The organism is Streptomyces sp. A01 (assembly GCF_059026195.1).
In genome coordinates this window covers 25,610-37,182 of record NZ_JBWLKN010000047.1, presented here as the reverse complement: position 1 = coordinate 37,182, position 11,573 = coordinate 25,610, and the positions used below count along the sequence as shown (strand labels likewise).

14 protein-coding genes are annotated in these 11,573 nt (G+C 67.9%); 5 read left to right on the top strand and 9 right to left on the bottom strand.

The features are described from left to right. Positions 1-147: 147 nt before the first annotated feature. The 3 genes from AC5P1B_RS34320 to AC5P1B_RS34310 all read right to left on the bottom strand — a co-directional run bounded on the left by AC5P1B_RS34320 (position 148) and on the right by AC5P1B_RS34310 (position 1,813). Positions 148-861: an HNH endonuclease gene (locus AC5P1B_RS34320; protein ID WP_493891935.1), complete on the bottom strand. Its 714-nt coding sequence runs from the start codon at positions 859-861 to the stop codon at positions 148-150. A gap of 95 nt (positions 862-956) precedes the next feature. Further along, the gene (locus AC5P1B_RS34315) at positions 957-1,232 is read right to left on the bottom strand and encodes a hypothetical protein (protein ID WP_493891933.1); all 276 of its coding nucleotides are present in this window, start codon (positions 1,230-1,232) and stop codon (positions 957-959) included. Positions 1,233-1,411: 179 nt separating this feature from the next. Beyond that, a complete protein-coding gene (locus tag AC5P1B_RS34310) occupies positions 1,412-1,813 on the bottom strand; it encodes a hypothetical protein (protein WP_493891932.1) in 402 nt (133 codons plus the stop codon). A 379-nt stretch (positions 1,814-2,192) separates the two neighbouring features. On the opposite strand from AC5P1B_RS34310, the gene AC5P1B_RS34305 reads away from it, so the two are divergent. Both AC5P1B_RS34305 and AC5P1B_RS34300 read left to right on the top strand, forming a co-directional pair. Then, positions 2,193-2,528 (top strand): hypothetical protein, encoded by a 336-nt coding sequence (locus AC5P1B_RS34305; RefSeq protein WP_493891931.1) that lies wholly within the window; start codon positions 2,193-2,195, stop codon positions 2,526-2,528. After that, complete coding sequence (locus AC5P1B_RS34300; RefSeq protein WP_493891930.1) at positions 2,525-3,640, top strand: site-specific integrase; 1,116 nt, start codon at positions 2,525-2,527, stop codon at positions 3,638-3,640. The genes AC5P1B_RS34305 and AC5P1B_RS34300 overlap by 4 nt, the downstream gene beginning before the upstream one ends. 442 nt (positions 3,641-4,082) lie before the next feature. Here AC5P1B_RS34300 and AC5P1B_RS34295 read toward each other — a convergent pair whose 3' ends face one another. Beyond that, on the bottom strand, positions 4,083-4,850 hold the full coding sequence (locus AC5P1B_RS34295) for a replication-relaxation family protein (protein ID WP_493891929.1): 768 nt from the start codon (positions 4,848-4,850) through the stop codon (positions 4,083-4,085). 343 nt (positions 4,851-5,193) lie between these two features. On the opposite strand from AC5P1B_RS34295, the gene AC5P1B_RS34290 reads away from it, so the two are divergent. Further along, on the top strand, positions 5,194-5,856 hold the full coding sequence (locus AC5P1B_RS34290; RefSeq protein WP_493891928.1) for a hypothetical protein: 663 nt from the start codon (positions 5,194-5,196) through the stop codon (positions 5,854-5,856). 108 nt (positions 5,857-5,964) lie between these two features. Here the strand turns inward: AC5P1B_RS34290 and AC5P1B_RS34285 are convergent, their stop codons facing one another. The 3 genes from AC5P1B_RS34285 to AC5P1B_RS34275 form a co-directional block, all read right to left on the bottom strand. Then, positions 5,965-6,279, bottom strand: coding sequence for a hypothetical protein (locus tag AC5P1B_RS34285; RefSeq protein ID WP_493891927.1), 315 nt, complete (start codon positions 6,277-6,279; stop codon positions 5,965-5,967). A 357-nt stretch (positions 6,280-6,636) separates the two neighbouring features. Then, positions 6,637-6,831 carry a hypothetical protein gene (locus AC5P1B_RS34280; RefSeq protein WP_493891926.1) on the bottom strand — a complete coding sequence of 65 codons (195 nt, stop codon included), beginning with the start codon at positions 6,829-6,831 and terminating at the stop codon, positions 6,637-6,639. 905 nt (positions 6,832-7,736) lie between these two features. Further along, positions 7,737-8,678 carry a MerR family transcriptional regulator gene (locus AC5P1B_RS34275; RefSeq protein ID WP_493891925.1) on the bottom strand — a complete coding sequence of 314 codons (942 nt, stop codon included), beginning with the start codon at positions 8,676-8,678 and terminating at the stop codon, positions 7,737-7,739. A 129-nt stretch (positions 8,679-8,807) separates the two neighbouring features. On the opposite strand from AC5P1B_RS34275, the gene AC5P1B_RS34270 reads away from it, so the two are divergent. Continuing rightward, positions 8,808-10,034 (top strand): serine hydrolase domain-containing protein, encoded by a 1,227-nt coding sequence (locus AC5P1B_RS34270; RefSeq protein ID WP_493891924.1) that lies wholly within the window; start codon positions 8,808-8,810, stop codon positions 10,032-10,034. Between the two features lie 154 nt (positions 10,035-10,188). Here AC5P1B_RS34270 and AC5P1B_RS34265 read toward each other — a convergent pair whose 3' ends face one another. Both AC5P1B_RS34265 and AC5P1B_RS34260 read right to left on the bottom strand, forming a co-directional pair. Then, the gene (locus AC5P1B_RS34265; protein ID WP_493891923.1) at positions 10,189-10,653 is read right to left on the bottom strand and encodes a hypothetical protein; all 465 of its coding nucleotides are present in this window, start codon (positions 10,651-10,653) and stop codon (positions 10,189-10,191) included. A gap of 78 nt (positions 10,654-10,731) precedes the next feature. Further along, positions 10,732-11,082 (bottom strand): hypothetical protein, encoded by a 351-nt coding sequence (locus AC5P1B_RS34260; RefSeq protein ID WP_493891922.1) that lies wholly within the window; start codon positions 11,080-11,082, stop codon positions 10,732-10,734. A gap of 211 nt (positions 11,083-11,293) precedes the next feature. Between AC5P1B_RS34260 and AC5P1B_RS34255 the strand changes: the two genes are divergently transcribed. Continuing rightward, the gene (locus AC5P1B_RS34255) at positions 11,294-11,500 is read left to right on the top strand and encodes a hypothetical protein (RefSeq protein WP_493891921.1); all 207 of its coding nucleotides are present in this window, start codon (positions 11,294-11,296) and stop codon (positions 11,498-11,500) included. Positions 11,501-11,573 lie beyond the last annotated feature (73 nt).

The window sequence follows — 11,573 nt, the reverse complement described above, 5'->3', positions numbered from 1 at the left end:
GCCCTCACCTGTTCAAGATCCCTCAGCCGAGACCTGGCTCACCTGTCCACAACCTCCCCGGACAGAACAACTAGCCCTCAGCTCTGCGTCTTCGCAGTTCAGCGGCATTCTTCGCTGCATTCCCCACTGTTCGAAAGCACCCCCTATTCACATGTGCCGCTGCCGGTCGGTCAGGTAACTCTTCACCGCTTCACCCAGAAGATCGCCGATGTAGAGACCCTCGTCGTAGGCCGCCTGTTGTGCGCGCTCCCGATACTCCTCGGGCAGGATGATGAACTCCCACCAAACATCAGGGCTTGTCCAGCCGCAGCACACACGGCGGGTGCATCGCTTCGAGGATTCCTTGACCTCTGGGTACGTCCACGGCGGGAAGCGATACCCCGCCAACTCCCGTACGCATAGCTCTAGACGTTTGTGGATCTCTCTGCGCGGACGCGGCTTCTTTTCGTCTCCGTAGTGCTGCTCGAACCACTGGAGCCGGACGGACTCCTGTATCTGCCGCTGCACCTTGGCCACCCGCTCGCGAATGCCGAGCACAGCCTCCAAGGGGAGCTTGGGCTTTGTGAAGCCTGCGCGAGGGTACTGGTAGGCCCTCTCCATATCGACTTTCCACTCGGTGGCAGTCTTCGCCCCCTTCGACCAGTTGCAGCGGTCGCAGGCCGGCACGAGGTTCCACCAGATGTCGCGGCCCTTGTCCGCCAGCGGCACTTCGTGCTCCAGCGTGACGGACTCCTTGTCGGCACAGTACGTACACAGCCTGTTGTGGGCAGTCAGCACGGCAAGCCACACCCAGAGCGGCTGATCCCCCCTGTCTCGCGAAATTGCGGTCTCCGCTGCGCTTATCACATTTCCCCCTGGCATCTCCGCCACGGCGAACAGAGTAGGTGGAGGCACTGACACTCCAGCGCCAGACGGGGCGGGACAGCGACGACAGCAAGGGGCGTGCCTGATCTGATCTACTCGTGAACCCCCAGTACCGTCCGGCCCACCAGATGTGTCGTCAAGCGACGGATACTCGCGATGCGCGGCGGTCGCTCAACCGCGACCAGGTCACAGTCGGCGGCCGGGGGCAGCTCGTCACTGGTGAGCGACGGCACGAGGCGGCCCACGTTGCCGTGCGTGCCGGGGACGAGATCCCGCACCCGGTAGGCGACGGGCGGGCCGTCCTCGCCCCACTCGGCCGCGTACACCGTGGCGGGGCGGCCGCCCGGCAGCTCTGCAGACCGGCGCACCGCCCACGAGGCGCCCTTCGCGTCCTTCGGCCGCCAGGCCCGGCACAGCGCCGTCGGGTGCGCCGACCCGTCGCAGCCCTCCGCGCACGGCCGCGAGCGCGAGCAACCCCAGGCCCAGGTCCAGGGCGATCCGGGGTTGAAGCCGTCGCCGCGATGTCACGCCGGGTGCGGTGGGCGCCCTACACCGGAGGGCTGCGGCCAGGGGTGATGGTCAGGGTCACAACGGACAGGCCCTGGTCGGTATCCCTGTTCACCTCCTCGGCGTCGAAGTTGTCCTTCAGCTCCTGGGCGACGTCGAGAGCATGGTGGAGCTCGACCGACCGCAGGACGGCGGTAATGCCGCCTGCGTCGGCCGGCGCCAGTCCAGCACGTGCTCCCCCAACGGTGACCGGCATCTGGCTCGCATTGACGGTGCACCAGCATCTGTTTGGGGTCCCCGTGGGGAAGTCGCTCACGAAGCCACGGTGGGCTTCAGGTTGCGCCGGGAAGACTCGCTCCACAGCACCGATGACAGCGTCGGCCGCCTCCTGGCTCCCTCCATAGAGGTGGACGACGACCTGTCCGGCATCAAGGTGGGGCATGGCGGGCTCCTGCCTGTTGGCGGTCTCGGTGGCTCTTAGCAAGTCAAGTAGTGGGTCGCCAGAGCGGTGACTCGTAGGGGCGCGTCAGAAGGGCGGTGCGCCGCTTCCTGCGATAGTGAGTTCGCCCGTGCCCAGGTCGGCGTCGGGCTGGAGAAGGAAGCTGTGCCGGGGGACCGCGTACCCGGAGCCGGGCGAGCGCGCCCGAGGATGAGCCGCTCATCGAGCAGCTGCTCGCGGCCGGAACCCGGGACCGCGCGAACACCGGCAGACCGACCGTCAGCGAGTACGACATGGCCAAGGCGCTGCTCGCCGCCGAGCATGCCCCCGCCGGGGACCAGCCGCCCAAGCTCGCCGTCGTCCGCGTCCCGGAGGAGGGCCGGTGACGGGGGTGAACGAGGGCGACGACGCGACCGCCCGGGCGTTCATCGCCTACTACCTGCACGACGTCGCCGCGAGGGCCGCCGAGGAGGGGCACCCCGCCCTGATCGAGGCGGCGGCCGCCGAGCACACCGCGTGGGAGGAGCACGGACGGCTGGAGGGCAACACCCCGCAGTTCGTCTACGGCTGGGCCCAGCAGAACGCCATCAACGCCGCGCAGGACGCCCTCTTCGGGCGCGGTCCCCGGGAGGCGTGGGAGCGGGCCAAGCAGCAGACGGAGGTGGTCGGCCGGTGGCTGACCACCCACGGCTACCAGACGGAGGGAGTAACGAAGTGACGGTCACGGTCGAGACGGCGGCCGCCGGCGACGTCGCCGAGCCGGAGGGGGCCCCGGCGGTGCTGGACCCGGCGGCCGCCGAGCGCCAGGCGCTCATCGAGCGGTGGGCCGAACGCCATGGCGTCGACACCGCGCGCCGCCTGGCCGAGGCCGAGGACCTGGCCGACGCGGTGGCGAAGGAGATCACCCCGGACAACACCGTCGACACCTACAACAAGTCGTGGCGGGTGTGGACCCGGTTCTGCGCCGTCACCGAACTGCCGGAACTGGAGGCCACCCGGGGCTCCCTGGTGGCGTTCGTGACGTGGATGCTGCGCGAGGGCCAGCACAACGGCACGGGCTACGCCCCGTCGTCGGCTTCCACCTACCTGGCGGCCGCCGTCGTCGGACTGCGCGAGCGCGGCGTGACGGTCTCCGGCGACGACCAGGCCGAGGCCCGCGCCGCCCTTGAGGGCCTGGCGGTCAAGCTCCTGCAGGCCGGGGAACGGCGCGGCCGCGGGCAGGCGGTCGGCGCCGACATCGACGGCCTGCGCGCCCTCGCCCGCGCTTGCCCCGACACCCTCACCGGCGACCGGGACAAGGCGCTCACCCTGACCGGGTTCCACTACGCCAGCCGCTCCCAGGACCCGGCCGGACTGCTGACCGGTGACATCACCCTGCACCCGCGCGGCCTGGTCATCGCGGTGCTCACCGGCAAGACCAAGCACAGCGTGCGCAACGCGAAGATCCGTTACGCCGACGATCCCGAGATCTGCCCGGTGCGGGCCTGGACCGCCTACCGCACCCGCCTGGTGGCCGCACACGGCCCGCGGTGGGCCGCCCCCTCCACCCCGGCGTTCGTCGGCATCGACCGGTGGGGCCACGTCACCGGCGGCATGGGCCCGGACTCCGTCACCCGCGCCATCAAGCGGATCTCGAAGCGGGCCGCGGTGCCGATCGCCTGGACCGGGCACTCCCTGCGCATCGGCCTGGCCTCCGTCGCCCGCCGCAAGGGCCGCGACGGCATCGCCATCGCCGACCAGGGCGGCTGGGCCCGGCACTCCCGCTCGATGCTCGGCTACATGCAGCGCGACGACGGCTGGGACGACAACGCCTCCGCCGGCCTCACCTGAGCGACTCGTGCGTTGCCAACGAGTTGATGCGTCGTTGATTCAGCGTGATCAATCTACGACGCACGTTTGCCGCATCTCTCCTGCTCAGTGTGACGCCGCTCGCCCCGACTGCGACGGAGGCGTCTGCCCATGTCAGGTCAGCGGTAATCTCATGCACAGAAGGCACATTCCGCGGGCACGCTGACGAACCGCGTCACTTCGACCGGTGCGTCTCCGGCCGGTGGAAAACACATCGGTGCGAGAAGGGCACCATCGCTAAGCCGGTAGGGGCACGGATCGTCTGTGACGAAGATGTGGCGGCGCGTCAGCGGGCGACGCCCTTGCAGCGGCAGCGAGAATGACGGCTCTTAGCACGGTGGCAGGTCAGCCTCCGGGCCGTGAGATGAAGGCCGACCCCGGGGTGCCGGATCAGCCATCAGCGCCGCTCGACGCCGGGCACGGGTCACGCCGCGAGCCGAGCCACCTGATCGTCAAGACAGCCGATCGACCGCCACTCCCACTGGTCGTACGGGAGGCGCTGGAGCATCGGCAGCGGGGCGTAGTCGATCCGGATGCCGATGCCGCGGATGCGCCGCTCCAGCCGCGCCGCCCGCCGGTTCAGCGCCTCCTCATCGCCGTTGCCCAGCACCAGGCGCACGACGGGGAACCGCTGACTGTGCCGGTACCGCTGGCGCCACAGCAGGCGCGTGGTGCCGATCGTGCCGCGTTCGCCCTCCCAGTACGTCGCCCGGCTGTACGCCTCGTACGCGTACAGCTTCTCGACGAGCCGGGACATCGACATCGTGAAGCGGTCGACCTCGACGACCTCGACTTCGGCACCGCGGTTCGGTCGGTGCAGCACCGCGTCGGACACGACGCCGCGCATCTTGTCGATGGGGTGGGCGACCTCGACGTTCCAGTCCATGAGAGCGGCGTTCCAGTTCACCAGGGTCTCGGTGACGGCCAAACCGTGCTCGGCCAGGCCGGCGGCTATCGCCTTCTCGCCCGTCGCCGCGTTCGGGCGGATCGGGATCTCACCGCTCTCCAGCACGGCCCGCTGCCCAGCCGTCGTCAGGTGGTACACGTTGTGCCGACCGGACTTGCCGTGGCCGACGAACCCGAGCGTCTCCAGATCACGCAGCGCTCTGCGGACGTAGCCGTCGCCGACCCGGTTCTCCGTCGTCACCGTGGCGATCTGCAGCGCGGTGGCCATCCGTACGCGGGCCAGCATGCCGATCGCCAGACCGCGCTGACGCGGGGTGGAGGACAGGGCCTCACTCCTTCCTCCGCCGGGTCGGAGTCAGGAGTAGAGGTGGTCCTGCTGTCTGGAAGCCCCTTGACCAGGCTTGTGACCTGGCGAGCGTGCCGCCGACGCCCAGAACCGCGATCACGATCTGGCTGATTGCGCTGTTCACGCTGCCCCCGGCTCCGATCGGCTCGCCGGGACTGTACCCGCTGCCGGACGTTCTCCTCATCGGACGGAGCGCCGGTAGCATTCCGGGGTTAAAGACAAGCTGAGCCCGGGTTTTGCGTAGGAAGCGCGAACCTCCACGAGCAAGCGAGAACGGGTCGCCATGGGGCGGGAGAAGCAGAAGCGGCGGTCGGCGGAGTGGCAGCAACCGCCGAAATCGGTGCACTGGCTGGCCGTGGAGGAGGGAGTGCGTATCCGCAGACGACCGCGCCTGCCCTTGCCGCAGCGCCGACTCATCCTGTGCTTCTTCGTTTTCTTCGTGCTTACCTGCGTGGTTTTCGTCTTCTTCTTGTGGCTGCCGTCCCGAGCGCTGGTGGCTGATCTGCGCTCGCGCGGGGTGACCGCGTACGCGGAGGTCACCGCTTCGCCCAAGGACAGGTTCGGCAACGCGGGCAATATCAAGGTGCGTTTCGACGGACCCAAGGACACCGTCGAGACGGCTCTGAGCGAGTGGGGCGGTGAGCGGCCGGAGGGCCTGTCGAGCGGCTCCACCGTCCCCGTCGTCTACGACCCCCACGACCCGGACCGGGTTCTGACGAAGCAGTGGGTGGACGACCCGCCATCGGTCACGCTGCCCATGGCGGTCTGCCTGATCCTGGCCCCTCTCCTACTCGCAGGCACCGTCGGCCTCACCATTCGCCGACGCAAGGTACTGCGCATGGTGAACGCCGGGAGCAGCGACGACAGCCAGGACGGTTCTGCCTCTCCGAGGACGTCGAGCCCGATCAGGCACCTACAGGAGCCACGCGCTCGAAAACGGGCGTAGCGCCTTCCGTGTCTCTGTTCCTCGATGGAACGTCATGCTGTTGCGGGCTCCGACCAATCCACCCTGACGAGGGACGGATCAGGCGCAGTAGCGCAGCGGAGGCAGGGCTTACGCAAACTCGTGAAAGGCTACGCCGGCGGTCAGGAGAGAGAACACTCCTCCACCCACGTCGCGCTTGACCGCGTAGATGGAGATGCCGTCCTCCTCCACCTCCGGCTTCGTCGCCTTCCAGCCAGCTGCCGCAAGCTCTGTGAGCAACTGATCCATGAGGACGCCTGCCGGACGCTCGTCAGAGGGGCCCGCCCCCAGCCGGTGAGCCGCTTTTTCGGACAGAGGCGATTCCAGCTCCATAAAGACCGCATCAGGCAGCACCGCGGCGATGACCGCCCTCACCTCGTGCACAACGTTCTTTTGTTTCGCCATCTCAGTACCTTTTCTCCCTCTCGGAGGACCGGGGGGTTGCTCTCGGCTCCGATCTAGAAGATGCGGCGCATGGAGGAAGCAGGCTGTTCGCTGGCAATCATCCCTCCCGGTCAGGATTTCGCAGGCAGTCTGTAGTGAGAAGTGCCCGCAAAATAGGGGCAGTCTTCCCTGATGTTGTTTTAAATCGCTCTGCTGTCAGTCCGATTTTGCCGGGGATTTCCGACTTGGCCATTCTAATTCTGGTCCCGCTCGGATTTTCCTTCCGGTAGGTCACCTCCCATTTCAGCTTTTCGAATGCGCCAACCGCGTCATCCAGCAAATCCTTCGGCAACCGACTGTCCGCAGCCGCACCCCAACTTAAAGGAGGGTGGAACGGATGAGCTTGCTAGCATCCCTGCTGTCGATGTAGTCCGGGCCTCCGCACTCTTGGTCGCTAGAATTTATTTCATCAATAGGAAATCCCGGCAGGGTATCCTTCAAGACGTTCTCGACATCCGGGCGCATCGCCTTCATCGCTGCCGCCGGCGTCGCCGCTTTTCCCTTGTTCGTCACCTTTCCTCCCTCGTTGTCCGAGGCTAGCGTGCACCCGCCAGCCATAAGGATGGCCGCCAACCCGAGAGCCAGGCTCCGGAAGACTTGAGTACGTTTGTGCTCCACCTGACACAAAACTCGCACCTGAGGTTCCTTTCGCGTCGGGGCGGCACTGATTTGGCAGGCTAGCAATACCTGGTGCCGCCCAATCTTCTCCGGTCTCGCCAGAGAAAGAGTCTCGGCCAGACCAGGCGCATCGCCCGCGGCGAGGTCGTAAAGAGTGGGGGCTACGCCCTCGATCGCCTCCTGCCTTGCCATCACCGCCCCGCAGGCCCACGACGTCACCCGCCAGCGCAGGCAAGGCAGCTACGGACGCGGGACTTGACGATCTCCCGCCGAGCCCCACGCTTGTCCGAAGCGTCTCCGCGCTGAGCAGTGACAGGGCAAGAGCTAAGAGTCGGCCCCCTGGAGCTTGGGTAGTGTCGGTACGTCAACCGGTCGTCGACTGGATGGGGCGGGGCATGACAGAGCAAGCGGACAGGCGCTCGGACGCCGCATATCAGGCGTACTGCTGGGCGCAGTTCGCCAGCGACCCGTCGGGCAGGTGATCGGGCTCGTACGGAGGGAAGGCGCCTCAGCAACAGCGATCTCGACTCCGCCACCGAGTGGCAGCGGTGGGCCGCGCGCGTTTCCCCGGAGGTGACCCACCGGCGAGCGATCGACCTGGCCGTGATGCGGGCCACGGTTGCCGAGGTACAGCCCGGGCCATCCGACGCTCCGGGTGACGAAGCTAGAAGGTTGCTGGAAATCTTGTTGTGAGGCTGCCCGGCTGTGGGTCGGGCGGCCCTTCGCTATGCGGTGGCCGGGATGAGTTGCCAGGTGTCGCCGGTCCGGGTGAGTCCGAGGGTGATCAGTCGGCGGAGCCGTCACTGACTCGGAACGGCGATGCCGGCTGCGCGCAGGTTCGCCTCGACCAGCGTGTTCAACCGGGCGATGGACGGTGACTGGTCCTCCCGGTGGTGGTTGACCATTCCGTACCGGGAGGCGGCGTCGGACTGGCTCCGAAACCCGCTCGGCATCGCCAGCAGCTCGCGGTTGGTCAGCAGCTTGTCGGCCAGCGTGGACGCCAGCTCCTCGATCCGCGGGTCGTCCGGATCCCAGGCCCTCGCCTCCCAACCGCGCTTGGTCAGCTCGACGGACTCGGGATCGTCAAGCGAATGTTCAAGCCGGGTCAGGAAGCTGTCGAAGATCTCCGGGACCAGCGCCCGGGCCAGCACCAGAGCCTCCCGTTGACCAACCACGTAGTCGGGACTGAAGCCGAGTTCAGCGAGTCGGTCCAAGACCGCGCAGGCCCGGTCGGGCAGCAGGGCCCGGTCGCCATGGTCGAGACGGTGCAGCCTGTCGCGGCGCGCGATCAGGTCTTCGATCCGTTCGGTGAGCTGGTGATGGACGTTGTCCAGGGTGGCGGCGAACGTCTTGGGATCGGCGTCGAGCAGGTCACCGATCTCGGCCAGCGGCACGCCGGCCGCGGCCAGGGTCCGGACCTGGACCAGCCGGAACAGCTCGCCCGATCGGTAACGGCGGTAGCCGGAACCGTCGCGATCCGGCTCGGCGACCAGGCCGAGCCGGTGATAGTGCCGCACGGTCTTGATCGTGACACCAACGAACGCCGCCGCCTGACCGATCGTGAGCCCGTCTGCCATCGGCTCAGCGCACCTCCAGATCGTGGACGGCTGCGGTCTCGCGAACCGCGTCGGCGACGGCCGGGAAGTCCGGACGATCACAGAGGCGAGGATAGCGCGCACCAGTTCCAGCCCATCCCCCTGCCGCCAAAAAGGACCGGGACGCCTGCGATCGGTGCCGGTCACCCCGTGATCGCGATAGAGGGTTGACCTTGACCTTGGGTCAAGGGTGCAGGCTCTGCACATGGCCGCTCGAAGGGCCAGGCAGCCACCAGGGCCGCCGTGGGAACGAACACTGTGAAGAGGAGATTCATCATGGGAACAAGCAACAGCGGCTTCTCCGAGGCAGGGCTGCGCCGACTGCGCGAGGTGCTGGCACGGCATGTCGAGTCCAAGAAGATTCCCGGCCTTGTCGCCCTGGTCAGCCGCGGCGGCCAGACGCACGTCGAGGCGATCGGGACGATGCGTCATGACGGCGGCTCGCCGATGCGCCGGGACACGATCTTCCGGATGGCGTCCACGTCCAAACCGGTCACGATGGCGGCGGCGATGATCCTGCTCGACGAGTGTCGGCTGCGGCTGGACGACCCGGTGGACCAGTGGCTGCCCGAACTTGCCGACCGGCAGGTGTTGAAGCGGCCCGACGGACCGCTGGACGACACCGTGCCGGCACAGCGGCCGATCACCGTACGGGACCTGCTGACCTCCACGTTCGGGCTCGGAGTGGACTTCGAGTCGATGGCTTCCCCGATCAGGGCCGCGACCTTCGAGCGTCTCGACTACAGCGTGGCGTCCAGGCCGGCGCCCGAGCCGGACGAGTGGATGCGCCGCCTCGGCGAGCTGCCGCTGCAGTACCAGCCCGGAGTGCGGTGGCAGTACGACCTCAGCAACGAGGTAGTCGGTGTGCTTGTCTCCAGGGTCACGGGACAGTCGTTGGAGACGTTCCTGCGGACACGCATCCTCGATCCGCTGGGGATGAAGGACACCGCCTTCCACGTGCCCGCCGACAAGATCGACCGACTGCCGCCCCTGTACGGGCCCGACCCGCAGACCGGCGAGTTCGTCGTGTGGGACGAGGCGGCAGGGGGAAGGTCCAGCGTGCCTCCCGCGTTCCAGGGCGCCGGCGGCGGGCTGGTCTCCACCGCCGACGACTACCACGCCTACTTCCAGATGCTGCTGAACCACGGGATGCACGGGAGTGAACGCATCTTGTCCCGGGCCGCCGTAGAGCTGATGACCACCAACCGTCTCTCGCCCGAGCAACTAGCCGCCCGGGGTGCCATGTTCAGCAACGTCGCCCACCTGTCGTCCGGCCAGGGGGCGAACGGCGGCTGGGGCTTCGGGATGGCGGTACGCACCTATCGCGGCGACTACGCGCCCATCGGCCAGTTCGGCTGGTTCGGCGGTACCGGCACCACCGCCTACGCAGACAGGACCAACCAGCTCACCGGAGTCCTGCTCACCCAGGTCGGACTGTCCACCCCGGATTCTCCGCGTGCCATGAACGACTTCTGGACCACGCTCTACCAGGCCATCGACTGACAACGAGCTCGACCGCTACTTTGCGGCTGGGATCAGAGACAAGAGCCCGGGGCCCGGAGTCCCGTGGGTTCAGGCGAAGTGAAGGTCCTTCAACGGGAACCCGAGGGTCCGATGCTGTGCTGTGCAGAGACGGACCTGCGGGTTCGCTCCGAACTCACGGCGAGGGATCTGGGGCCGCATGGGTCGTCGTCTCGTGGAGATGCGCCTCGGCCGGGCCCAGGCGCTGGTCGTGGGCGAGGACAAGCTCGTCGGCGATGTCGAGGACGCGGATTCTCCCGCTGGGGAACTGAACGGTGAAGCCGACGGCGAAGGCGAGGTTCCCGTCCCGATACCGGATCTCTCGGACGGAGAGGACCTGCTCGCCGACGAACGGACTCATCGGGAAGTCCCGTAGATCGTCCTCGACCGTGGTGCGGCCGTATTCGTCCATGTCGTAGGAGCCGTGGGGCTGGTCGATCTCCAGGATCAAGCCATCACCGGGTGTGTGGAACCGGACGGGGCCGAGGCCGTCCATGTGTAGCCACATGTGCAGGAGGGACGGCTCGGTCTCCGGGTAGAGGTGCCAGGACGTTGTCACCTGCAGCAGGCGCCTTCCGACCAGGTCCTCAGCTTTGATCACTCCTTGATGCTTTCATGGCGTTCAGGGTTGGTTGCCAGGAGGCGACGAGCCGAGTCCGCGTAGCGGATGGCGGTCTTCTCATCGATGCCAAAGACGAGGGCAAGGTGGAGTGGGTCGGCGCCGTGGGTCGGCGCCGTGGGTGAGGGCCTCTTCGAGCTGTCGGTCGACAGGGAGCCGTTCGAGAGTGGCGGCGAGGTTGCGGGTTGCCCGGGTGGTCCAGAGCTTGCCTGGCGGGCCGAGTTCGACGTCGGGTAGGGAACGGCCATGCATCACCCAGGCCACGCCGACCGGTACGGACACGGACGCATGAGCCCCCGCCGCGTCGGCGCCGCCGAGCGCCGCGCCCGCCTCGGCGTCCGCCACCTCCTCGCGCCCTCCTGCCACGCCGCGCGGATGCCGGACGTCGCCCAGGCGCTGATCGGCCTGCACGCCACCGACCCCTCCACCGTGTTCCTGGCCGCCGCCGCCCGCACCAGCGCACCCGACATCGCGGCCATGGAGGAGGCGCTTTCGACCACGGCATCGAACCGGCACGTCCGCACGCGCTCTTCGACGGCAGCCTGCCAAGGGCTGGTGTCCGGCCGGACTTTCACACCAGCGCGGTGCGGACGTCCTGGGCCAGCGATGAGGTGTACCGGCGGTGCGTCGGCTTGTAGCGGTCTCGGCAGATGCGCACTGCGCCGCCTCGGTGGTCCAGCGCCGCTTCCACTACGCCCCCGACGACCCGGCCGTCTTCACCCCAGACCTCGCAGCCGAACACCACTCCCGGAAACTGGACAGCACCTTCAGCCTCCAGGCCCTTCTCATCGGAGTGGCGGCGGTCGCCGTGGGAGCGGTCATGCTGTGACGCCCGGCGGGCGATATGTCATGTGTGGCGCGCGGTCGCATGCCCGCGGTCACACGGGCTGGAGCCAGGTAGG

Bases quoted from the DNA above. Each gene is read 5' to 3' on its own strand.
- AC5P1B_RS34270 (WP_493891924.1), top strand. From the start codon at position 8,808: ATGGGAACAAGCAACAGCGGCTTCTCCGAGGCAGGGCTGCGCCGACTG.
- AC5P1B_RS34295 (WP_493891929.1), bottom strand. From the start codon at position 4,850: ATGCTGGCCCGCGTACGGATGGCCACCGCGCTGCAGATCGCCACGGTG.
- AC5P1B_RS34290 (WP_493891928.1), top strand. From the start codon at position 5,194: ATGGGGCGGGAGAAGCAGAAGCGGCGGTCGGCGGAGTGGCAGCAACCG.
- AC5P1B_RS34320 (WP_493891935.1), bottom strand. From the start codon at position 861: ATGCCAGGGGGAAATGTGATAAGCGCAGCGGAGACCGCAATTTCGCGA.
- AC5P1B_RS34285 (WP_493891927.1), bottom strand. From the start codon at position 6,279: ATGGCGAAACAAAAGAACGTTGTGCACGAGGTGAGGGCGGTCATCGCC.
- AC5P1B_RS34310 (WP_493891932.1), bottom strand. From the start codon at position 1,813: ATGCCCCACCTTGATGCCGGACAGGTCGTCGTCCACCTCTATGGAGGG.